Genomic DNA, 21,027 nt, shown 5'->3' on the forward strand with positions numbered 1-21,027 from the left:
TCCCATGAAGCGTATTGGCATCGATGTCGGCGGCACCAACACGGACGCCGTGCTGATCGTCGACGAGAAGGTCGTCCATTCCGTCAAGCGTCCGACCACCGCGGATGTGACCTCGGGCATTCTGGACGCGCTGAAGGCGTTGCGTGCGGAGCCCTCGGCTGCCGTGAAGGTCGATGCGGTCGTGATCGGCACCACGCACTTCATCAACGCGGTGGTGCAGCGCCGCCACGTGCAGAAGATCGGTGCGATCCGCATCGGCATGCCGGCGAGCGCCTCGCTGCCGCCGTTCTGCGACTGGCCCACCGATCTCGCCTCTCTCGTCAACGGCGAGATCTTCATGCTGGAGGGCGGCCACGATTACGACGGCCGCCCGTTCATGCCGCTCGACGTCGCCGGCCTCAAGGACGCCGCCCGAAAGATCAAGGACAAGGGCCTGCGCTCGGTCGCGGTGTGCTCGAGCTTCTCCCCGCTCGATCCCTCCTGCGAGATCACGGCGCGTGAGATCCTCGCCGAGATCTGCCCCGACGTCGCGGTGACGCTGTCGCACGATCTCGGCCGCATCGGCCTGCTCGAGCGCGAGAACGCCGCGCTGCTCAACGCCTCGCTGCACGATCTCGCCGTCACCACGGTCGCGGCCTTCCGCAAGGCGATCGCCGACAGTGGCATCGATGCGCCGCTGTTCCTGACCCAGAACGACGGCACGGTGATGCAGGCCGAGATCGCCACCGCCTTCCCGGTGATGAGCTTTGCCTCCGGCGCCACCAACTCCATGCGCGGCGCCGCGCATCTCTCCGGTCTCGACGACGCCATGGTCGTCGACGTCGGCGGCACCACGAGCGACATCGGCCAGCTGCGCCACGGGTTTCCGCGCGAAGCCAATGCCGTGGTCGAAGTCGGCGGCGTGCGCACGCTGTTCCGTATGCCCGATCTGCTCTCGATCGGGCTCGGCGGTGGCAGCCATGTCGACGAGGACCCGGTCCGCGTCGGCCCGCTCAGCGTCGGCTATCGCCTGACGTCGGACGCGCTGGTGTTCGGCGGCTCGCGCCTCACCGCCACCGACATCGCTGTCGCGGCCGGCCTGATCGACATCGGCGACCGCTCGCGCGTCGCGAACCTGCCGAAGCGGCTGATCGAAGCCGCACTGCGCGATGCCTGGCGCAAGCTCGAGGAAGACATCGACCGCATGAAGACCGAGGCCGGCGACGTGCCGCTGCTCGCGGTCGGCGGCGGCGCCTTCCTGGTGCCGGATCGCCTGCCCGGCATCTCCGAGATCGTCCGCGTGCCGCATGGCGACTGCGCCAACGCGGTGGGCGCCGCGATCGCGCAGGTCTCAGGTGAAGCCGACCAGGTGTTCCGCGACCTCAGCCGCGAGGATGCCATCGCCGCCGCACGCGACATCGCGGCGGATCGTGCCGTTCAGGCGGGAGCCGCGCGCGACAGCCTCAAGACCGTCGACGTCGAGGACATGCCGATCGCCTATCTGCCCGGTAACGCGCTGCGGGTGCGGGTGCGTGTTGCAGGGGCGATCGCCGATCCGGATCTGCCGGCGGCGGCGTAGCCTATTCATCCTCAACCAACAAAAACGCGAAAACAACCCCACGCACAGTAGCCGGGGATAGCAAAATCAACGGCTTACGCCGGCCGCTCACGAGGCAGTTTGACTCGTCGGGCAAAACGGGGGCATAATGCTATTATTCCGAAATTCGATCGCGCTCCTCTTCCTTCTCCCCTTGTGGGAGAAGGTGGCGCGTAGCGCCGGATGAGGGGTTCTCTCCGCGGGCAAAGCTGCCCGAGATTGAGAGAGGGGCATCCGCGGAGACGGACCCCTCACCCAAGTGAGCCCGCGTCTACCGGCGTCGCTGCCCTCTCCCGCAAGGGGCGAGGGCACAGTAACGGGCGACGCGCCCCTTTATCGAGCCTGGGCGCAACCGCGTGCCTCGCGGCCGTCGGAACGCGCCGGATGTCGATTGGGAGCAAACACCACCCGTAAATTTCCCAAGTGTCGGCCTGTCACCCTGCCGGTTAACTGGTGCCGTCGAGCACCGCCATGAAAGCACCGAAGCCAAAGCAATGGGCCGAGCAGGAAGTCCGCCGGTTGATCCGGCTCGCCCGGCAGGGAGTTGGCACATCGAAGATAGCCGCCGAATTGGGCCGTCACGCCGGGTCGGTGCGACGAATGGCGCGGAGCATGGGAATACTGTTGAAGAAGTAGCCGTCCCTGGCAGGGTGCTGCCTGATCAACGAGGCGCACGAGTCCCAGGGGCCCCAGCCTCGGCTGATCTCCCGCATAACCCTAACAGCGGCATCAGTATTGCGGCCACAGAACAGCGCTCGATCAGGCTGAGAAAAGATGCCCATTCCAAATAGCGCTATAACGCTGCCTCTCAACATGGTTGTAGTTGGAGTTTGAAGTTCAAAACGGCCCCAGCCGCAGGATGGGGTAACAGCCGGGGCCGGCATTCCCATTCCAATGTGCCGCAATCGGCGGTAATCGGCACGCTTCCAGTTAGGCACATAGAAGCTAACAAACTATTCTGTCTTGCACTCCGCCTGCGATGGCCGCGGTCGGTTGCGTGACGCTGTGCTCTCCATGAGGCGGTGAGCCAACTTGGCAATGTTCGAAATCATCGAGCGGCGTATCGTTGGCCAAATGCTCCCAATACTCAGCTTCCGCGAGCAGCTTCCAACTTCGATCAGGATGATGCGCGGCTGTCTGACGGCACAGCGATGCCATCGCGCGCAGGCGACCCGCAGTATCCATTTACTCCTCCCAGCTATTTTTTGTTTTTTGCACCTTATTTTCTTTTTTTGCGGCGGAGTCATTATGATTATGGCGCAGAACTAATTTTCACCTTCGGGAGGTGATTCGAATTCGTTACGACTTCAAATCGTTCGAGCGCAACTGATGCAATCCAGTAACGTTCAACGCAGCCATCGCGAGCGACGCGAGCCGCGGCGTCATTTGTCGAGAGGGAACAAATCGGACTTTGAAGCTCCGGCAAACTCGCAGCCAGCATCTGCGGGTATATCCGGAAGGCGCGAGCGACCGGCCTCAACCACGACGATCTCGTCCTCGATCTTCTGGATCGAGTCGCCGGCGAACGGATGATCCGGAGACATCGACTTCGTACCAGGCCAACAGGTCACATTGGATGGAGAGCACGTAGAGGCTGCCAACTCAGGTGGGCCTTACTCTTCTTTCGGACGGGGTTCTTTGGTTTTGCGGCCCAGGAGAGTACCGCGAGCCGGTGGCATTCCTGCTATTGCTCGCTCCAACTCCACAGCAATTGCCCTGTAGCGAGCGAGTAATCTCGTGAATGTGTCGCGCTTGATTTGGTTCTTGGCAGTTTTCTGAAGTCGCTCGCATTCGGCGATTTGCGCGCGGAGCAGTTCTAGCTGGGCCTGCATTTCCTTCATTGCTTATTCCCCGCGAGAGCCGCAACCTGGCACCCGAATTTAAATCTAGATACTTGGGGGTTCGACGACATCAGGTCGAGGACGCGAGCCCAATTGGGACAATCTCTCTGACAAATCGCCTCGCGGGCGATCAAAACACAGTTGGCGTCCCCTTCAGAAGGAAACGCGATCAAGTTCTGTGTCGCTGCGGCAACCTCACGTACCAACCGAGAGGCCATCCGCGCGCCATTCCGTCAACCGCCAGCTCGGCAACCTCCCACCGATGTCGGCGCATTTTCGGGTTGATTGATCTGGATCAAGCCAGGCGAAACCTGATTCAAGAGGATTGATCAGGCAACGCGCGGGGGGGCCTGAGATGAAACGTTGGGTGGGGCTCGTCATCGCAGCGCTCATGGTCGCCGGATCGCGCTCGGGCGATGCCGCCATACGGATCACGGACGATCGAGGCGGATCGATCGGGAAGTACATATACAAGTACGAACGGCTACGCGCCTCGGGCCAGAGAGTCATCATCGATGGCTTCTGCGCATCGGCCTGCACCATTGTCCTGGCGACCCTGCCCTCCGAAAGGATCTGCGTGACCTCGCGGGCCGAGCTGGCGTTCCACGCGGCATGGGATATTGGTCCGCGCGGACGGGCTGTCACGAACGCCGGCGCCACGCGCATGATGTATCTCATGTATCCTGCACCGGTGCGGCGCTGGATCGCCCATCGCGGCGGCTTGACGCCCCGAACCATATTCCTCCGCGGAAACCCGCTGCAGGCGATGTATCGCGCGTGTCCATCGTGAGCCCGCGCGAGAAGAAAGCTTCGAGGCGTTCGATCCGGAACGATCGGCGGCGAGAGGCCGGGAGCAGGCGGCGGCCCTTGGTCACCGCCGTCCGCGCTCACCGGTCTTCTCAATACTGATACGGATATTGATTCGGACAGACGTAGCTGCCGTAAGAGTTGTAGTAGCAGCCGCTGCTGTTGTTATTGTAGTAACCGTAGGCTCCGTAGGCAGCGGCGGCGCCAACCGCGGCAGCACCATAGCCCAAGCCCGGGCGGTAGTAGCCGCCGCCGTAGCCCGGATAACCGGCAACGGGACGTCCCGGGCGACCAGCGATCGGGCGTCCCGGATAGCCGGGTCGACCTGCAATCGGGCGGCCTGCTATCGGATGCGACGGCCGAACTCCTCCGGCCACGCGATAGCCGCGTCCGCCATGAACGGCGCCGCCACGAACGTGGGCAGCACGCATGCCACCGCCGTGAAAGCCACCGGCGCGCATGCCGCCCCCTCCGCCACGGCGAGCAAACGCGTCATCGGGCACAAGGCTGGCAGCGACGAGGATGGCTGCCGCGAAACCAATCAGACCATAGCGAACCATGAGCTTCCTCCTGATGGTGAGGCGCCATCGATCCGCTGGCTTCCGCGAGTGATGCCCGCGCCAACGGCGACGGCACCAACGCATGCATTTGGCTTTTCGTTGTCTCGCGCTTGATCCAAATCAAGCGGCCAGCGCGCAGCGAGGATGATCACATAAGTTCCCGACAGGAACCGGAAGCACTTGGCCGAAAACATCCACGGACGCCGCCGATGAGGGGTTGTCTCCGCGAACTCAACTCGCTGGATTCGTGCACTGACATGCACGCCTCATTTGTCTTTAGGGCGCCGCGGCTTTTCCTTTCCCGTAGGCTGCGAGGTTCGGCTTGCCGGGGCCTCAAAGACCGCAATCCGGCGATCGAGTTGCCATAGCTCGACGTCGTTGACATCAACCAGTTGCGCAGCACGTTCTCGTGCTTCCTGCTCGTCGGCACACTGCAATTTCGCCACGCTTATAACGTGGCGGTGCTGATCCAAAAGATAAGCCCGGTAGTGAGCCATCCCCAAGTCTCCCTACGCCCGCGTTTATCGGATCATCACCTCAATCCTTCAATCAGCATTTTCCAGCCGAACGCATCGTTCGCCGTCAGCAGCAAAGCGCCAAGCGCTGCCAGGTGGAACGGCAGTTCGCAATCGGGACGCGCGTTCATACTGCCGACAAACGAGGCGACCGCGTTCTTGAGATCGCCTCGGTCCAGATGATCGAAGGCCCGTTGCTTGCAACGCTCGACATATTTATCGCGCGCCATCTCAACTAACAGGGAACGTTCCATTTCGCTTCCCCCACCGATGACTTTTTTTGATCGTTGGGGAATTGGAACGAAGCGGGCTTTTTCCGTCTGTTCGAAAAGCGACAAACGGATCTCTTTTGCTGGCAAGTGTGGGAATTGGGATACAGGCGCGCATCACGAACGCCGCTGTCGGCGCTGCGCGGACCGCGGTCGCAGCCGATCCAAGGCCTGCATCTTGTTTACGGCTTCCCGACGTCTACGCTCGGTTCATCCGGCACTAGGCTGCTCAGGAAGGATAGAGGGCATCTGGGGAGACAGACCCCTCACCCGAGTGAGCCCGTGTCTACCCCTCTTCCTTCTCCCCTTGTGAGAAGGCGGCGTAGGCGGCCTTTGGCCGCCGTTCTTAAGGACGCCGAAGCAAAGCTTCGGCTACGGCGGCCGTGAGCGAGCCGTCGGGAAAGTCGAGCGAGACGTCGTTGGTTGCCTTCACGCCGCCGAAGGATTTTGCGAGGTTGCGGATTTCGAGCATGGCTAGCGCCCCTCGCCTGTCTCGCGCCGGTGCGCATACCAATCGGCGACGAAATCGAGCAGGCCTTTGCGCAGCCCGAGCGCAAAGAACAGGATGACCACGCCGAGTACGATACCGTGGTACTCGGTGAACCGGGTCACGGTGTCGTTGAGCAGGAGCAGCAGAACGGTGCCGACCATCGGACCGAGGAAGGTCGAGACACCGCCGAGCATGTTGATGAAGATGGCTTCGCCCGAGATCGTCCAATAAGCGAATTCCGGATAGGCGCCGGAGACGAACAGCGCCATCACCATGCCGCCCATCGAGGCGAACAGCGCCGCCAGCACGAAAACGGTGAGCTTTGCGCGCCAGACGTCGATGCCGAGGAAGCTCGCGCGCGCGGCATTGTCGCGGATCATGCGCAAGGTGTAGCCGAACGGCGATTGCGCGATCTGGCGCATCGCGAGCAGGCCGAGGATCAGCAGCGCGCAGCTCACGACATAGAGATGGACGTGGTTGGCCAGGTTGATGCCGAGGAAGGCGGGTCGCGGAATGCCGCCGCGCAGGCCCTGGTCGCCGCCGGTGAAGGACGCCCAGGACAAAATGGTCGAGTGGATCAGCATCTGGAAGGCGAGCGTGACGAAGGCAAAATAGATCTCCTTCAGCCGCACGCAGATCGCGCCGATGATGGCGGCGATCAGGGCCGTGATGGCGAGCGTGGCGACGAAGGCGACCGGAATGGGCACGCCGAGCTTCTGCATGATCAGGCCAAAACTGTAGGCGCCAAGGCCGAAGAACATGCCGTGGCCGAACGAGGTCAGGCCGGTGTAGCCGACCAAGAGATTGAGTGAGGTTGCGAACAGGCCATAGGCCGAGCAGCGGATGACGAAATCGAGCAGCGCCTTGCTGCCGGTGAACAGCGGCAGGCTCGCCAGCACGGCGAAGGCGATCAGTGCGATCAGCACGTCGCGATAGCGTTGCAACGCGGCGCCGCTGCGGGCCGGCGCCAGCGTCTGCGCGCGCCCGGCCTCGACCTCGGTCATGCCGCCTCCTTGCCGAACAGGCCGGTGGGTTTGGAGACCAGCACGATCACCATGAACAGATACATCAGGCCTTCGGTGAACAGGGGAAAGCCGAGCGAGCCGAACGACCTGATGAGACCGAGCAGCAGCGCACCGATCAGCGCGCCCAGGATCGAGCCCATGCCGCCGATCACGGTGACGATGAAGGATTCGATCAGCACCGAGAATCCCATGCCTGGCGTCAGCGAGCGCACGGGAGCGGCCAGCGCACCGGCAAGGCCCGCCAGCATGCCGCCGAGCGCGAACACGCCACCATAGATCAGGCCGGTGTTGATGCCGAGGGCGGAGACCATGCCGGGATTATGGGCGGCGGCGCGGATCACCTTGCCGATGCGGCTCCGCGACAATCCGATACCGAGCACGATGGCCGCGACCAGCGCGACGCCGATCAGCAGCAGGTAATAAGGCGGCACCACACCGCCGGCGATGAACAGCGGCATGACCTGGAACGCCGACGGCATGCCCATCGCCTTGAACTCCGGTCCCCAGATGATGCGCACGACATCGTCGAAGATCAGCACGAAGGCGTAGCAGACGAGCAGCTGCATCAGGACGTCGGCGCCATAGACGCGGCTCATGAAGACGCGCTCGAAGATGAGGCCGAGGATCGCAGTGCCGGCCGCACCGGCCAGCATCGCCAGCGCGAAGCTTCCCGTGAGCTGATAGGCGGTCATCGCAAAATAGGCGCCGAACATATAGAAGGCGCCGTGGCTGAAATTGACCACCTTGAGCACGCCGAAGATCAGCGTCAGCCCGACCGCAACCAGGAACAGCAGCATGCCGATGATGAGGCCGCTGGTGGTTTGCGTCACCAGGCAGGCGGAGCTGGAAAGGCAGCCGGCAAGCGCATCGAGGTCCACGGGAGCACTTTCACTACAGCGCGCGAGGTGTGGCGCGGAAAACAAATGGCGGAGACGGTCGCCCGCCTCCGCCGCGCATCAGATCAGGTGTAGCCCTTGCTCTTCTTCCACTCGGCTTCGAGTTCGAAGATCGTCTTCCAGTCACCGGCCTTGACCTCGGGCACGTATGGTTCCTGCGGGATCGTGGTGCCCCAGCCGATGGCGTAGCCGACCAGCGTGTGGTCGTCGCCGCGCATCGTCACGGTGCCGTCGGCGCCGAACGGGCATTTGATGGTGAGGCCCTTCAGCGCCTCCGCGATCTTCTTGCCGTCGGCCGAGTTCGCCTTCTTCGCAGCTTCCGCCATCAGCATGATGGCGGTGGCGTTCTCCCACGACCAGTTGGTCGGATATTCGTTGTACTTGGCTTTGTAGGCGTCGCCCCAGGCGGCGTTCTCCGGCGTGGTCGGGAAGGTCTTGATGTAGCGGTTGCCGGAGTGGATGCCCTTGGGCAGGTTCTTCACCACGGTGAGTGCGGTGTAGTCGGCCATGTTGACCGCGAACACCTCCATCTGGCCGAACATCGCGTAGATGTTGGCCTGGTCGATGTAGGAGGTGAGATCGCCACCCCACAGGCAGGAGTAGAGCGCTTGCGGCTTGGCCTGCAGGATCTTCGTCACCACCTCGGTATAGTCGGGCTGAAACAGCTTCGGCCAGGACTCGCTGATCATCTCGACCTCGGGCGCGAAGCGCTTCAGGTAGAGCGTGAATTCCGCGGTGGTGTCGCGGCCATAGGCATAGTCGGGCGAGCAGGTCGCCCATTTCTTCAAGCCCTTCGCCTTGGCGATCGCCGCGGCATAGCTGCCGCCGACGATGGAATCGTGCACGCCCTGCCGCGCGGTACGGAAGGCGTTGGGAATGTGCTGCTTGGGATCCGCGGTCAGCGCCGAGGTCTCCGAATTGGTGTGGATGCAGAACACGCCGAGATCGCGCGCGACCTCGTGCACCGCGAAGGCGCCGGAGGAGGCTTCGGCGTCGATCATCAGCTCGCAGCCGTCGGTGTTGACGAGCTCGCGCGCGACGCGGGCGGCTTCCTGCGGCTGTCCCTTGGAGTCGCGGATCACCATCTCGATCTGCCGGCCGGCGAGACCGCCGGCGGCGTTGACCTTCTCGACCTCGAGCATCACCGCATTGCGCGAGGACGTGCCGAGTTGCGCGACGCGTCCCGACAAAATCGTCGGCATGCCGATCTTGATGGTCTTGGCCTGAGCGCGCGCCACCCAGGGCGCGGCAAATGTCATCGCACCGGCGCCCATCAGCGCCAGTGTTGAACGGCGGCTGATGCCCGGCGTGCGGGTTCTCGTCATTTTCCCCTCCCTCTTTCGGGTCGGCGTTTTCCTGGTCCCTTGCCGGAGATCGTCTCGTCTCCGTGTTCCCAAGGATTTCAGAGGGAGGGGGTGACGTCAAGCCAAACATGAATTATGAGTCAGAATTCATAGGAGAGGAAACGAGGCCGGCAACTGGCCTGAAACCAGCGAAAATGATCAATCTGTCGAGCTTCATCGGCTTTCATGCCCGGCGCACGCCGGAGCGGCCCGCGCTGAAATACCGCGGCGAGGAGATTTCCTACGCCACGCTCGACGCGCGCATCCGGAAAGCGGCCGGCTGGCTCGCCGCGCAGGGCATCGGCGCCGGCGATGTCGTGGCGGTGCTGATGAAGAACAGCGCGGCCTTTCTTGAGCTCGTCTTCGCCACCAGCCATCTCGGCGCGGTGTTCCTGCCGATCAATTTTCGTCTTTCGCTCGACGAGGTCGGTTACATCGCCGGCAATGCCGGCGCGCGCCTGCTGATTGTCGATGAAGAATTGGCGGCGAACGCAGCGGGCGCGAGGATTGTCGTGCTCAATGAGGCCGCGCAGCAGAGCGTCACGCATCTGGCAGGCGGCGCACCGCCCGCCTCCATGCATGTCCGTCAGCCATCGGACCTGATGCGGCTGATGTACACGTCGGGCACGACCGACCGCCCCAAGGGCGTGATGCTCACTTACGATAATTTCTACTGGAAGTCGGCCGACCAGACCATCGCGCTCGGCCTCACTGCCGAGACGCGGCTTCTCGTGGTCGGCCCGCTCTATCACGTCGGCGCGCTAACCTGCCCGGCATCGCCGTGCTCTGGCATGGCGGCTTCATCCGCATCGAGCGCAATTTCGAGCCCGAGACCGCACTTGCTGCGATCGCGGAGGACAAGCTCAACGCCGCCTGGTTCGCGCCGGTCATGACCACGGCGATGCTCACCTGCCCCACCCGCGATCGCTATGACGTCTCGAGTTTGAGATGGGCGATCGGCGGCGGCGAGAAGACGCCGGAGGCTCGCATCCGCGCCTTCTCCGAATATTTCCGCAACGCGCGCTACATTGATGCCTATGGCCTCACCGAGACCGTCGGCGGCGACACCTTCATGGAGGCCGGCCGCGAGATCGAGAAGATCGGCTCCACGGGCCGCGCCATCGCCCATGTCGAAATCGAGATCCGCGACGAGGACGGCAAGACACTGCCGCCGAACGTCAATGGCGAGATCTGCCTGCGCGGACCCAAGATCACGCGCGGCTACTGGAAGGATCCGGAGAAGACGGCTTCCGCCTTCTTCGGCGACTGGTTCCGCAGCGGCGACGTCGGCTATCTCGACGACGAGGGCTTTCTGTACCTGACCGACCGCAAGAAGGACATGATCATCTCCGGCGGCGAGAACATTGCCTCCTCCGAGGTCGAACGCGTCATCTACGAGCTATCCGAGGTGCGCGAGGTCGCGGTGATTGGCCTCCGCGATGCGCGCTGGGGCGAGCGTCCCGTCGCGATCGTCGTGCTCGCCGAAGGCGCGCGCCTCGAGCTCCCTGCCCTCACCGAGCACTGCCGCGCGCGGCTGGCGAGCTTCAAGGTGCCGAAACAGCTGATCATTCGCGACAGCCTGCCGCGCAACCCGAGTGGAAAGATCCTCAAGCGCGTGCTGCGCGCCGAGCTGGAGACGTCTGAATGACGCAAGTGAATGCCAAGGTGACAAAGCTCAACCGCGTCGAGCGCAACGCCTGGACCAAGCAGAAGATCTTTGACGCCGCGACGAAAGTCGTCGGCAAATATGGTTATGCCGAAGCCTCCGTCGCCCGCATCACCGAACAGGCCGGCGTCGCGCAAGGCACCTTCTACAATCATTTCGAGAACCGGCAGGAGCTGCTCGACCAGTTGCTGCCCAAGATCGGCCTCGACATGGTCGAGTTCATCCGCGCCCGCACCGGCAATGCGCACGCGGCGCGGCAGGAGATCGAGCGCTTCTCCGCCTTCTTCGACTTCATCCGCGAGGTCCCGGAATTTTTGCGCATCCTCAACGAGGCCGAGTTCTTCGCGCCTCACGGCTACCAGAAGCATCTCGACAACATCTCGGTCGCCTATGTCCGCATCCTGCGCCGCGCCCGCCTTGCCGGCGCCATCGAGGATTACAGCGACGAGGAATTCGAGGCGATCGTCCACATGCTGATGGGCGCGCGCGGCTATCTCAGCCGCCGCTACTCCTATTCGCAAGGCGGCGTCACCGCCGTGCCCGACCACGTCATCTCCGCCTATCGCAAGCTGATGACGCGCGGGCTCTTCAGCTCCCCCGGAGATCAGGACACGCCATGAACATCGAATCTCCGCACAAGCCGCTCGACCTCGCCTCGGCCATTGCCGAGGGCGATATCCGTTGCCTGCTGATGGTGCTGGTGCACATGACCGGCGACGAGAAATGGCTCGAGCCGCCGTACCTGCCCAAGCGCGACATCCGCCTCATTCCCGATCCCGAGGCGGGCGTGCCCCGCGAGGTCCAAGACGAAATCCGCGCCGCCGTGGTCAAGCTGTTCGCAGACGGCACACCAAAGCCTGTCATCACCGACCCCGGCGACGGCTTGCTGCTGAGGATGATGCGCGCCTGCCTCGGCGAGAACGTCGCGCCGGAATACGCGCCCCTGATGCGCGAGGAGATGGGTTTTGTGCCGCGCGAGGCGCGCTGGACCAAGCAGCCGTCAAACGAGAAGCTTACCGAGCAGCACGTGCTGATCGTCGGTGCCGGCGTCTGCGCCATCGCGCTCGGCGTGGCGCTCGGCCATCTCGGCATCCCCTACACCATCGTCGAGAAGAACGACGAGCTCGGCGGCACTTGGTGGATCAACCGCTATCCCGGCTGCGGCGTCGATACGCCGAACCACTCCTATTCCTATTCGTTCGGCTCGCGCAATGCGTGGACGCGCTACTTCTGCCAGCGCGAGGAGCTGCTCGGCTATCTGCTGAAGGTCGCGGACGAATACGGCATCCGCAAGCATCTGCGCGTCAACACCGAGCTGACCTCGTCGCGCTGGGACGAGGCTAAGCGGCGCTGGATCTCGACACTGAAGACCAGGGACGGCGAAGAGACTTTTGAATCCACCGCGCTGGTCTCAGCCATCGGCCAGCTCAACGATCCCTCCCGCGCCCACTTCGAGGGCGAGGAGAACTTCAAGGGCACGATCCTGCATTCGGCGGTATGGTCCGGCGATATCAAGCTCGACGGCAAGCATGTCGCCGTGATCGGCACCGGTGCGACCTCGATGCAGCTTGTGCCGTCGATCGCCGGCCGCGTCGCATCCGTCACGGTCTACCAGCGCAGCGCGCAATGGGCGCGGCCGGTGAAGGGCTATTCCGATCCGATCAGCGAGGGCGCACGCTGGCTGCTCGCGCACCTGCCGTTCTATGTGCAGTGGTACCGCTTCAACATGTTCTGGCGTTACGGCGACGGCCTGCTGCCGTTCCTGCGCAAGGACCCGGCCTGGCCGCATCCCGAGCGCGCCGTCAACAAGGGCAATGACCGGCACCGGCAGGAGCTGACCGACTTCATCCTGTCCGAATTGCAAGGCCGGCCCGACCTGATCGAAAAGTGTGTGCCGACCTATCCGCCTTATGGCAAGCGCATCCTGCTCGACAACAACTGGTTCAAGACGCTCGCGCGGGACAATGTCGAGCTCGTCATCGACGCGATCGACCGTTTCGACGAAAGCGGCATCGTCACCGCCGACGGCAAGCACCGTCCCGCCGACATCATCGTTGTCGCCACCGGCTTCAAGGTGACGGAGATGGCGGCGCGCCTCAACATCACCGGGCGCGACGGCAAGGATTTGCGCGAGGCTTGGGGCAACGACAATCCGACCGCGTTCCTCGGCCTCACCGTGCCGGACTTTCCAAATTTCTTCTGCATGCTCGGCCCGAACTCGGGGCCCGCCCATGGCGGCAGCGTCATCTTCCAGTCGGAATGCCAGAGCCGCTACATCTCGACGTGTCTCGCCAACATGATCGAGCAGAACGTCGCCGCGATCGACGTCCGCCCGGACGTGCTCGACGACTATGTCCGCAAGGTCGATGCCGAGCACGAGGCGATGATCTGGACCCATCCGGGCATGACGACCTACTACCGCAATTCGAGCGGCCGCGTGTTCTCGGCGATGCCGTGGCGGTTCGTCGATTATTGGCGCATGACGCACGATCCGGATCTTCGCCAGTACAGGCTGACGAAGGGCTAATGATTGTCGCCGCGGATCGGCTGTAGCGCTAGTGCCGCACTCTCACCACATCGTCATTGCGAGCGCAGCGAAGCAATCCAGACTGTCTCCGCGGAACGATTCTGGATTGCTTCGCTACGCTCGCAATGACGGAATATGCGGCATGAGCCTCCCGCACCTCAGGCAACGCCGCGCGTTCGAAAGGAGCCGCCATGCCCAAGCCGATCGTCCGCATCTACACCGACTACAAAAGCCCCTACGCGTTCGTGGCGAACAGGCGCCTGTTCGAGCTCGAACAGACGCACGGCGTCGCGCTGGAATGGCTGCCCTACACGCTACGGATTGCCGAGTTCATGGGCAAGGTCGAGGAGCGCACGCCGCATTTCTGGCGCAAGGTGCGTTATGCCTATATGGACGCGCGGCGCTATGCCAATGCGCAGGGGCTCGTCATGAAGGGGCCGCGGCGGATCTACGACGCGTTCTATTCCAGCGTCGGGATGCTGTTCGCGCAACGGCACGGTTTCTTTCGACCGTACCACGACACGATGTTTCGTAAGTTCTGGAGCCATGAACTGGAGATCGACGATCTCGCGTCGATCTCCGATGTCATCACCTCGTGCGGCGGCTCAGCCGACGAATTCGAGGCCTATGTCCACGGCCCTGCCCGCGCCGAGCACGACCGCATCATCGATGAGGCCGAGGCGCTCGGCGTGTTCGGCGTGCCAACCATGGTGTTCAACGGCGAACTGTTCTGGGGCGGTGACCGCATCGACATGCTGATCGAACGCATCGAGAAGCCCGAGACGATCGAAGCTGCGCTCGGCAGCCGTCATCGCAAGTCGACATGAACGTTACGCCGCCAGCCCGCTCTCCACCGGTGCGAACTCCAGCCCCAGACTCTCCGCCACCGCCTTGTTGGTGATGCGGCCGCGATGCACGTTGAGGCCGTTGCGCAGATGCGGGTTCTCCAGCACCGCGGCAAAACCCTTGTTCGCGAGCATCAGGCCGAACGGCAGCGTCGCGTTGTTCAGCGCCTGGCTCGAGGTCACCGGCACCGCACCCGGCATGTTGGCGACGCAATAATGCACGATGCCGTCGACCTCGTACGTCGGATCGGTATGCGTGGTCGGGTGCGAGGTCTCGAAGCAGCCGCCCTGGTCGATCGCGACATCCACCAGCACCGCACCCGGCCGCATCGATTTGAGCATCGCGCGCGTGACGAGCTTTGGCGCGCTGGCGCCCGGCACCAGCACTGCGCCGATCACGACGTCGGCGGCGAACACCTCCTCCTCGACCGACTCGATGGTCGAAAGGCGCGTCCGCACGCGTCCCATAAAGAGATCATCGAGCTGCCGCAGCCGGGGTATGGAGCGGTCGATCACGGTGACTTCCGCGCCGAGGCCGGCAGCCATACGCGCGGCCTGCGTTCCCACCACGCCGCCGCCGAGCACGACGACGCGCGCCGGCTGCACGCCGGGGACGCCGCCGAGCAGCAGACCGCGGCCGCCGGCAGACCGCCTGAGCGCGGCGCCGGCTGCCTCGATGGCGAGGCGGCCGGCGACTTCGCTCATCGGCGCGAGCAGGGGGAGGTGGCCGGCCGCGTCGGTGACGGTTTCATAGGCGATCGCCGTACAACCGGAAGCAAGCAGGCCCTTGGCCTGTTCGGGATCCGGCGCAAGGTGAAGGTAAGTAAAGAGGATCTGGCCTTCGCGGAGTTGAGCCCATTCGCTTGGCTGCGGCTCCTTCACCTTCACGATCATGTCGGACCTGGCGAAGATGTCGCGGGCACCGTCGGCGATCGCAGCCCCTGCCCGCCGATAGACCTCGTCGGACGCGCCGATGCCGCTGCCGGCGCCGGTCTCGACCGTCACCTGATGCCCGGCGGCGACATATTCACGGACCGCGCCCGGCGTGAGCCCGACGCGATATTCCTGCACCTTGATCTCCCTGGGAACACCGACGTCCATCTTCCGCTCCATCGCCAACGAATTGATTCCGTTGTTGATCGTAGCGAGAGGGCCGGTTTGGTTTCGTGCAAATATCCGCTAGTTTCGGACCTCGCGCGCCGGTTTCCGGCGCGGAAACATCCTTTCACGCCGGAAACAAAACCTTGGCCCTGGACCGGAAAGACCTCGCCATCCTCGCGGAACTCACGACCAATGCGCGGGCCAGCCACACCGAGCTCGCCAACAAGGTCGGGCTATCGAGCACGGCGCTGGCGCGGCGGCAGAAGGCGCTGGAGGACGACGGCTACATCCAGGCCTACCAGGCCGCGCTCGATCTGACGCAGTTCGGCCTCACGACGACCGTGCTGGTCCGCATCGCGCTGGAGAGCCAGAGTGACGAGGCGCTCAAGGCGTTCGAGGCGGAGGTGGGGAAATGCCCCTCCGTCGTGCGCTGCTTCCTGATGTCGGGCACCGACGACTACATCCTGATCGTGCTCGCCCGCGACATCCAGGATTTCGAGCGCATCCATCGCACCGAGCTGTCGCGCCTGCCGCGCGTCGCGCGGGTGCAATCGAGTTTTGCATTGCGCGAGGTCGTCAACCGCGCCGTGCCGACCGTCGTGTTCGGCGAGGCGAAGCGATAGCTCTCTGTCATCCAACTGTCATCGAATGTGCCGAGAGCTGTGTCTTCAGCATATTCGGGACCGACAATGGACTATTTCAAGCGCTTCAACTTCCTGTTCGCAGCCCCCATGTTCGACGCCGACGACCTCGAAGGCGTCCGCTTCAACCAGATCATCGAGGAGATCCAGCGCTCCGGCTTCGAGGTCGTCCGCGCCCGCAAGCTGGAGGATGCCGAGATGGCGGTGCAGACCGACGCCGCGATCGGCTGCATGGTGGTGGACTGGGGCAAGAAAGGCCTGGAGGGCAAGACCTCGGCGCTGATCAATTTGATGCGGCGCCGCGGCCTCGACTTCCCGATCATCCTCTTGATCCGGCGCAAGCGGTTCGAGGACCTGCCGGTCGAGGTGCTCGATTTCATCGACGGCTACGTCTTCCTGTCCGAAGAAACGCCGCCCTTCATCGCCAAGAACCTGATCAGCCGTCTCAAGCAATATGCCGAGACGCTGAAGACGCCGTTCTTCGGCGCGCTGGTCGACTATGCCGAGGAAGGCAACCAGCTCTGGACCTGTCCGGGCCATAATGGCGGCGTGTTCTACAACCGCAGCCCGATCGGGCGCGTGTTCGTCGAGCATCTCGGCGAATCCGTGTTCCGCGACGACCTCGACAATTCCGTGCTCGACCTCGGCGACCTCCTCACCCATGAAGGCCCGGCGCTGAAGGCGCAGAAGGAGGCGGCGGCGATCTTCGGCGCGGAAAAGACCTATTTCGTGCTCAACGGCACCTCGACCTCCAACAAGGTCGCGCTCGGCGCCCTCGTCACCGACGGCGACCTCGTGCTGTTCGACCGCAACAACCACAAGGCCGCCCATCACGGCGCGCTGATGATCAATGGCGGCATTCCGGTCTACGTCCCGACCGTCCGCAACGCCTGGGGCCTGATCGGCCCGATGCGCTGGGACATGCTCGACGAGAAGACCCTGCGCGAGGCGATCCGCAACCATCCGCTCGTGAAGGATCGCGATGCCTGGCGCAAGGAGCGGCCGTTCCGCGTCGCCGTGGTCGAGCAGTGCACCTATGACGGCTCGATCCACAGCGCCGAGATGATCATCAAGCGCATCGGCCATCTCTGCGACTACATCCTGTTCGACGAGGCCTGGGCCGGCTTCATGAAATTCCACCCGCTCTATGCCGGCCGCTTCGCCATGGGCCTTGCAAACCTGGCCCCTGAAGCACCGGGCATCATCGCGACGCAGTCCACCCACAAGCAGCTCGCGAGCTTCTCGCAGGCCTCGCAGATCCACATCAAGGACCGCCACATCCGCGGCCAGAAGCGGCGCGTCGAGCACCGCCGCTTCAACGAGAGCTTCATGCAGCACGCCTCGACCTCCCCCTTCTACCCGCTGTTCGCCTCGCTCGACGTCGGCGCGCAGATGATGAAGGGGCGCTCCGGCGAAGTGCTGTGGGACGACACGATCCGGCTCGGCATCGAGCTGCGCAAGAAGGTCCGCGCGATGCGCCGGGAGTTCGAGGAGAAGGAGCAAAATCCGGATCGCCGCTGGTTCTTCGAGCCCTTCGTTCCCGATCGCGTCGCCATTCCCGATGTCAGCCGCCCTGGTGCGGTCCACAACGTCGCCTGGGAGACGCTCTCCACCGACGAGCTCGCGACCAATCCTGCGCTGTGGCAGCTCTCTCCGGATACCAACTGGCACGGCTTTCCCGATCTTGCGGAAGGCTTTGCCATGACCGATCCGAACAAGCTGACGCTGCTCACACCCGGATTCGATCGCGCTACCGGCGCCTATGCCGAGCATGGCATCCCAGCGCCAGTCGTCGCGCAATATCTGCGCGAGAACCGCATCGTGCCCGAGAAGAACGATCTCAACTCCATGCTCTTCCTCCTCACCCCCGGCGTCGAGGCGAGCAAGGCCGGCACGCTGATCTCCGGTCTCGTCGCGTTCAAGCGGCTGCATGACGACAATGCGCTGCTGGCCGACGCGATTCCGGAATTCTACCAGCGGCGGCAGGCGCGCTATGCCGGCGTGCGCCTGCGCGACCTCTGCGGCGACATGCACCGCTTCTTCCGCGCCGCCGATGTCAGCGCGCTCCAGGCGCGGCAGTTCATGCCCGAGCACATGCCCGAGATCGCGATGTCGCCACGCGATGCCGCGCGCTATCTGTTCAAGAACGACGTCGACTACCTCCCGATCGAGGCGATCGCGGGCCGCATCGCCACCACGCCCTTCGTGGTCTACCCGCCCGGCATCGCCACCATCGTGCCCGGCGAGCGGCTGACGGAACGGGCCAAGCCCATGATCGATTACCTCAAAATGTTCGAGACCTGTTTCAATACGTTCCCGGGCTTCGACGTCGAGATCCAGGGCGTCTACAAGGAGATCGATGCCCAGGGGCGCATCGGGCTCTATACTTACGTCGTTGCCGAGTAGGTGCCGATGAACGAAGCAGCTGCGCGCACCAGTGACGAACCGGTCCTGGTCAGGCCGTCACGCGAGAGCGATGTCGAGGCGATGCTGGCGATCTACCGCCATCACGTCCGCACTGGCGTGCCCCGCGACGTCGAGGGAACCGGTGCGCCGGAACCGGACGATTTGCGCGACCGGCGCAAGAACCTGAAGCAGACCCGCCTGCCGCATCTGGTTGCAACCTGGCGCGGCGAGGTCGTCGGCTATGCCTATGCCGTGCTGTTCCGCAAGCGCCCGGCCTATCGCTACACCGCCAAGCACTCGATCTATGTGCACCACGAACATCTCGGCCGTGGTGTGGGACGGCTTTTGCTGGGGGCAATGATCGATGCCTGTGCCGCGGCAGGTTTTCGCCAACTGATCGGCTATATCGATGCCGACAACGCCCCCTCGCTGGCGCTGCACGAGAAGTTCGGCTTCGCGCGCGCCGGCCTGCTCGGCGGCGTTGCCTATCGCCACGGCCGCTGGTCCGATACTGTCATGGTGCAACGCTCGCTCGGCGCGGGGCCGACGGCGCCCCCGCCGGTCACGGCGCCCGGGCGCTAGGCCTTACGAGGGAAAGTCAGCCGGTCTGACGTGGATGCGATCGGCATGCAGCGACCAATGATGCAACGCCTGGTCCTTGCAGAACTTCACTTTCGCACGTTCCCTGGCCTCGTCCTCGTCGGCGGCATCGATCTCGAGCGTGCCTTGGCAGACCTCGATCTCGCGGCCGTACTGGCCGAGCACATCCTTCATGAACTTGACCACAAAAGTTGTCATGGGACCTCCCTGCTGCCCCGGCGGCACTCTAATCCCATTTAGGCCGGACGGGGGAAGGAGATTTTGACGCGGATCAAGGGCTGTCGCGTCCGAGCGGAAGATTCGTTGCGGAACCCACCGCGCGGGTTTATGGGCAAGTGCCGATCGCCCATGAGGAATTCCCCCTTGCACTTTGTCTCCGATACCGAAGTCACGAACGTTCTGACCTTTCCGATCCTCATTGCGGCGCTGGAAGAAGCGCACCGCCGGCCGAAGATGGAGGTGCTTGACGCCTTCCTCGGCGACGAGAAAGGGCAGTACGTCATCCGCAGCGCCGTCGATCCCGGCCGCTACATGGCGAGCAAGATGTTCACCAGCTTCCCTGCCAATCTGGCCGAAGGCAAGATGCCGGCGGTGCAGGCCGTGTGCGTGCTGTTCGACGGCACCAACGGACGGCCGCTGGCGGCGATGGACGGCACCGAGATCACGCACTGGCGCACCGCAGCCGATTCCGCGCTGGGCACGAAACTGCTCGCTCCGCCCAATCCCGAGACGCTGCTTTGCGTCGGCGCCGGGGAGATGTCCGAATGGCTGATCCGGGGGCATCGTACCGTCCGGCCATCGCTCGAGCGCGTGCTGATCTGGAATCGGAGCCTGGATCGGGCCGCGGATCTCGCTCAGCGTTTGGCGAAGGACGGCGTCAAGGTGGAAACGGTCACGGACATCGACGCCGCGACGCGCGAGGCCAACGTCATCACCACCTGCACCCGCGCGCATCAGCCGCTGATCAAGGGTCGCAATTTGCAGCCGGGCACGCATCTGGACCTCGTCGGGGGCTACACGCCGCAAACGCGTGAGGCTGATGACGAGGCGGCAAAGATGTCGCGCGTCTTCGTGGACCGGCGGGAATCCGCCTTCCACGGCGTCGGCGACATCATGCAGCCGATCGCGAGTGGCGCGATCAGCGAAGCCGACGTGCTCGGCGACCTCTACGATCTCGCCGGTGGCCGGGTGCAGGGGCGGACGTCACCGTCCGACATCACGTTCTTCAAGAATGCGGGGGGCGGTCATCTCGATCTCATGACCTGCGAGGCCGTGTTCGAGCAGCTCGGCGCAAAGCTGGGGTAGCGCCCTACCCCCGGCGCGCTATGCCGGTGGAGGCGAACGAACGGGATGCCGGCAAGTCAGGGCCGGCATCAGCCATCACGCCTTGATATCGAGGAGCGTGTCTTCGGTCTCGGCGTAGGCTTGAATCACCTTCGCATTGGCAATGAAGCTGTACTTTGCGGTCGCCAGCTCAACGAATTCGCTGGCGAGATCGACGTTTGGCGCGGCGACCAGGCCGTCCTGGTTTGCGAAGGGAGCGCTCGGGTCGGATTGCACGGTATAGCTCGGCGACACCGTCGACACGGTCGCGCTGGTCCCGCCCGGCGTCGAACCGCTCAATTGGGAGACCTGATCGACCCGCAGCGGCACATAGGCGGCCGGAAACGTCGGAGCGATGCCCGCACCGGTCGATGTGCTCGATCCACCTGATGCCGGCAGCGGGCCGGTCGTGCTGATGTTGGCGATGTTGCTCGCGGCCACGTTCACGCGCAGGCTCGCCGCAGAAAGTCCGGATGTCGCAATCGAAAGTATGCTCATGCTCCCCGATCTACAGGACAAGTCATACGCGTTCATTCACGGCATCGGTAAAATCCGCCGCTTTCTGTTGTCGTCCTCGTAACCAACGATCGGCACGC

General features: G+C 63.9%; 22 protein-coding genes and 1 pseudogene. 12 read left to right on the forward strand and 11 right to left on the reverse strand.

Features of this window, described 5'->3' with window-relative positions; all coding sequences use genetic code 11:
- Positions 1 to 4 precede the first annotated feature (4 nt).
- Positions 5 to 1,558: a hydantoinase/oxoprolinase family protein gene (locus tag QA649_RS30725; protein WP_283020485.1), complete on the forward strand. Its 1,554-nt coding sequence runs from the start codon at positions 5 to 7 to the stop codon at positions 1,556 to 1,558.
- 1,056 nt (positions 1,559 to 2,614) lie between these two features.
- The gene (locus QA649_RS30730) at positions 2,615 to 2,845 is read left to right on the forward strand and encodes a hypothetical protein (RefSeq protein WP_283020486.1); all 231 of its coding nucleotides are present in this window, start codon (positions 2,615 to 2,617) and stop codon (positions 2,843 to 2,845) included.
- A gap of 344 nt (positions 2,846 to 3,189) precedes the next feature.
- On the opposite strand, the gene QA649_RS30735 is transcribed toward QA649_RS30730, so the two are convergent.
- Positions 3,190 to 3,417 (reverse strand): hypothetical protein, encoded by a 228-nt coding sequence (locus tag QA649_RS30735; protein ID WP_283020487.1) that lies wholly within the window; start codon positions 3,415 to 3,417, stop codon positions 3,190 to 3,192.
- A 355-nt stretch (positions 3,418 to 3,772) separates the two neighbouring features.
- Between QA649_RS30735 and QA649_RS30740 the strand changes: the two genes are divergently transcribed.
- Positions 3,773 to 4,207 (forward strand): hypothetical protein, encoded by a 435-nt coding sequence (locus QA649_RS30740; protein ID WP_283026142.1) that lies wholly within the window; start codon positions 3,773 to 3,775, stop codon positions 4,205 to 4,207.
- Positions 4,208 to 4,316: 109 nt separating this feature from the next.
- On the opposite strand, the gene QA649_RS30745 is transcribed toward QA649_RS30740, so the two are convergent.
- The 7 genes and pseudogenes from QA649_RS30745 to QA649_RS30775 all read right to left on the reverse strand — a co-directional run bounded on the left by QA649_RS30745 (position 4,317) and on the right by QA649_RS30775 (position 9,304).
- Complete coding sequence (locus QA649_RS30745) at positions 4,317 to 4,784, reverse strand: hypothetical protein (protein ID WP_283020488.1); 468 nt, start codon at positions 4,782 to 4,784, stop codon at positions 4,317 to 4,319.
- Between the two features lie 266 nt (positions 4,785 to 5,050).
- Positions 5,051 to 5,281, reverse strand: coding sequence for a hypothetical protein (locus QA649_RS30750; protein ID WP_283020489.1), 231 nt, complete (start codon positions 5,279 to 5,281; stop codon positions 5,051 to 5,053).
- A gap of 35 nt (positions 5,282 to 5,316) precedes the next feature.
- Positions 5,317 to 5,637, reverse strand: a complete 321-nt coding sequence (locus QA649_RS30755; RefSeq protein WP_283020490.1) for a hypothetical protein — start codon at positions 5,635 to 5,637, stop codon at positions 5,317 to 5,319.
- Between the two features lie 304 nt (positions 5,638 to 5,941).
- Positions 5,942 to 6,040: pseudogene (locus tag QA649_RS30760) on the reverse strand (ABC transporter ATP-binding protein); the annotation flags it as partial.
- Between the two features lie 2 nt (positions 6,041 to 6,042).
- Positions 6,043 to 7,062: a branched-chain amino acid ABC transporter permease gene (locus tag QA649_RS30765; protein WP_283020492.1), complete on the reverse strand. Its 1,020-nt coding sequence runs from the start codon at positions 7,060 to 7,062 to the stop codon at positions 6,043 to 6,045.
- Complete coding sequence (locus tag QA649_RS30770; protein ID WP_018647708.1) at positions 7,059 to 7,961, reverse strand: branched-chain amino acid ABC transporter permease; 903 nt, start codon at positions 7,959 to 7,961, stop codon at positions 7,059 to 7,061. The genes QA649_RS30765 and QA649_RS30770 overlap by 4 nt, the downstream gene beginning before the upstream one ends.
- A gap of 83 nt (positions 7,962 to 8,044) precedes the next feature.
- A complete protein-coding gene (locus QA649_RS30775) occupies positions 8,045 to 9,304 on the reverse strand; it encodes an ABC transporter substrate-binding protein (protein WP_283020493.1) in 1,260 nt (419 codons plus the stop codon).
- 173 nt (positions 9,305 to 9,477) lie between these two features.
- On the opposite strand from QA649_RS30775, the gene QA649_RS30780 reads away from it, so the two are divergent.
- The 5 genes from QA649_RS30780 to QA649_RS30800 all read left to right on the forward strand — a co-directional run bounded on the left by QA649_RS30780 (position 9,478) and on the right by QA649_RS30800 (position 14,342).
- Complete coding sequence (locus tag QA649_RS30780) at positions 9,478 to 10,215, forward strand: AMP-binding protein (protein ID WP_283020494.1); 738 nt, start codon at positions 9,478 to 9,480, stop codon at positions 10,213 to 10,215.
- Positions 10,104 to 10,970, forward strand: coding sequence for an AMP-binding protein (locus tag QA649_RS30785; protein ID WP_283020495.1), 867 nt, complete (start codon positions 10,104 to 10,106; stop codon positions 10,968 to 10,970). Before QA649_RS30780 ends, QA649_RS30785 begins: the two co-directional genes overlap by 112 nt.
- On the forward strand, positions 10,967 to 11,608 hold the full coding sequence (locus tag QA649_RS30790) for a TetR/AcrR family transcriptional regulator (RefSeq protein WP_018647711.1): 642 nt from the start codon (positions 10,967 to 10,969) through the stop codon (positions 11,606 to 11,608). Before QA649_RS30785 ends, QA649_RS30790 begins: the two co-directional genes overlap by 4 nt.
- On the forward strand, positions 11,605 to 13,515 hold the full coding sequence (locus tag QA649_RS30795; RefSeq protein ID WP_283020496.1) for an NAD(P)-binding domain-containing protein: 1,911 nt from the start codon (positions 11,605 to 11,607) through the stop codon (positions 13,513 to 13,515). The genes QA649_RS30790 and QA649_RS30795 overlap by 4 nt, the downstream gene beginning before the upstream one ends.
- 191 nt (positions 13,516 to 13,706) lie before the next feature.
- On the forward strand, positions 13,707 to 14,342 hold the full coding sequence (locus QA649_RS30800) for a DsbA family protein (protein WP_283020497.1): 636 nt from the start codon (positions 13,707 to 13,709) through the stop codon (positions 14,340 to 14,342).
- 3 nt (positions 14,343 to 14,345) lie between these two features.
- Here the strand turns inward: QA649_RS30800 and ald are convergent, their stop codons facing one another.
- Positions 14,346 to 15,461, reverse strand: coding sequence for an alanine dehydrogenase (ald, locus tag QA649_RS30805; protein WP_283020498.1), 1,116 nt, complete (start codon positions 15,459 to 15,461; stop codon positions 14,346 to 14,348).
- A gap of 143 nt (positions 15,462 to 15,604) precedes the next feature.
- Between ald and QA649_RS30810 the strand changes: the two genes are divergently transcribed.
- From QA649_RS30810 to QA649_RS30820, 3 genes are all read left to right on the forward strand, one after another.
- Positions 15,605 to 16,084, forward strand: coding sequence for an Lrp/AsnC family transcriptional regulator (locus QA649_RS30810; protein WP_183241221.1), 480 nt, complete (start codon positions 15,605 to 15,607; stop codon positions 16,082 to 16,084).
- 66 nt (positions 16,085 to 16,150) lie between these two features.
- Positions 16,151 to 18,508, forward strand: a complete 2,358-nt coding sequence (locus QA649_RS30815; protein WP_283020499.1) for an Orn/Lys/Arg decarboxylase N-terminal domain-containing protein — start codon at positions 16,151 to 16,153, stop codon at positions 18,506 to 18,508.
- 6 nt (positions 18,509 to 18,514) lie between these two features.
- The gene (locus QA649_RS30820; protein WP_283020500.1) at positions 18,515 to 19,090 is read left to right on the forward strand and encodes a GNAT family N-acetyltransferase; all 576 of its coding nucleotides are present in this window, start codon (positions 18,515 to 18,517) and stop codon (positions 19,088 to 19,090) included.
- A gap of 3 nt (positions 19,091 to 19,093) precedes the next feature.
- On the opposite strand, the gene QA649_RS30825 is transcribed toward QA649_RS30820, so the two are convergent.
- Positions 19,094 to 19,306 (reverse strand): hypothetical protein, encoded by a 213-nt coding sequence (locus tag QA649_RS30825; RefSeq protein WP_283020501.1) that lies wholly within the window; start codon positions 19,304 to 19,306, stop codon positions 19,094 to 19,096.
- A 165-nt stretch (positions 19,307 to 19,471) separates the two neighbouring features.
- Here QA649_RS30825 and QA649_RS30830 point away from each other — a divergent pair, with 165 nt between their 5' ends.
- Positions 19,472 to 20,413 (forward strand): dehydrogenase, encoded by a 942-nt coding sequence (locus tag QA649_RS30830; RefSeq protein WP_283020502.1) that lies wholly within the window; start codon positions 19,472 to 19,474, stop codon positions 20,411 to 20,413.
- A 75-nt stretch (positions 20,414 to 20,488) separates the two neighbouring features.
- Here the strand turns inward: QA649_RS30830 and QA649_RS30835 are convergent, their stop codons facing one another.
- Positions 20,489 to 20,929, reverse strand: a complete 441-nt coding sequence (locus QA649_RS30835) for a flagellar basal body protein (RefSeq protein ID WP_283020503.1) — start codon at positions 20,927 to 20,929, stop codon at positions 20,489 to 20,491.
- Between the last annotated feature and the right edge of the window lie 98 nt (positions 20,930 to 21,027).

It is taken from the genome of Bradyrhizobium sp. CB1717, assembly GCF_029714325.1.
Taxonomy (GTDB): domain Bacteria; phylum Pseudomonadota; class Alphaproteobacteria; order Rhizobiales; family Xanthobacteraceae; genus Bradyrhizobium.

What these genes read in the sequence shown, in the direction of transcription:
- QA649_RS30800 (WP_283020497.1), top strand. Translation starts at nt 13,707, where the DNA reads ATGCCCAAGCCGATCGTCCGCATCTACACCGACTACAAAAGCCCCTAC.
- QA649_RS30825 (WP_283020501.1), bottom strand. Translation starts at nt 19,306, where the DNA reads ATGACAACTTTTGTGGTCAAGTTCATGAAGGATGTGCTCGGCCAGTAC.
- QA649_RS30765 (WP_283020492.1), bottom strand. Translation starts at nt 7,062, where the DNA reads ATGACCGAGGTCGAGGCCGGGCGCGCGCAGACGCTGGCGCCGGCCCGC.
- QA649_RS30745 (WP_283020488.1), bottom strand. Translation starts at nt 4,784, where the DNA reads ATGGTTCGCTATGGTCTGATTGGTTTCGCGGCAGCCATCCTCGTCGCT.
- QA649_RS30815 (WP_283020499.1), top strand. Translation starts at nt 16,151, where the DNA reads ATGGACTATTTCAAGCGCTTCAACTTCCTGTTCGCAGCCCCCATGTTC.
- QA649_RS30780 (WP_283020494.1), top strand. Translation starts at nt 9,478, where the DNA reads ATGATCAATCTGTCGAGCTTCATCGGCTTTCATGCCCGGCGCACGCCG.
- QA649_RS30795 (WP_283020496.1), top strand. Translation starts at nt 11,605, where the DNA reads ATGAACATCGAATCTCCGCACAAGCCGCTCGACCTCGCCTCGGCCATT.
- QA649_RS30730 (WP_283020486.1), top strand. Translation starts at nt 2,615, where the DNA reads ATGTTCGAAATCATCGAGCGGCGTATCGTTGGCCAAATGCTCCCAATA.
- ald (WP_283020498.1), bottom strand. Translation starts at nt 15,461, where the DNA reads ATGGACGTCGGTGTTCCCAGGGAGATCAAGGTGCAGGAATATCGCGTC.
- QA649_RS30835 (WP_283020503.1), bottom strand. Translation starts at nt 20,929, where the DNA reads ATGAGCATACTTTCGATTGCGACATCCGGACTTTCTGCGGCGAGCCTG.
- QA649_RS30750 (WP_283020489.1), bottom strand. Translation starts at nt 5,281, where the DNA reads ATGGCTCACTACCGGGCTTATCTTTTGGATCAGCACCGCCACGTTATA.
- QA649_RS30775 (WP_283020493.1), bottom strand. Translation starts at nt 9,304, where the DNA reads ATGACGAGAACCCGCACGCCGGGCATCAGCCGCCGTTCAACACTGGCG.
- QA649_RS30735 (WP_283020487.1), bottom strand. Translation starts at nt 3,417, where the DNA reads ATGAAGGAAATGCAGGCCCAGCTAGAACTGCTCCGCGCGCAAATCGCC.
- QA649_RS30725 (WP_283020485.1), top strand. Translation starts at nt 5, where the DNA reads ATGAAGCGTATTGGCATCGATGTCGGCGGCACCAACACGGACGCCGTG.
- QA649_RS30740 (WP_283026142.1), top strand. Translation starts at nt 3,773, where the DNA reads ATGAAACGTTGGGTGGGGCTCGTCATCGCAGCGCTCATGGTCGCCGGA.
- QA649_RS30820 (WP_283020500.1), top strand. Translation starts at nt 18,515, where the DNA reads ATGAACGAAGCAGCTGCGCGCACCAGTGACGAACCGGTCCTGGTCAGG.
- QA649_RS30790 (WP_018647711.1), top strand. Translation starts at nt 10,967, where the DNA reads ATGACGCAAGTGAATGCCAAGGTGACAAAGCTCAACCGCGTCGAGCGC.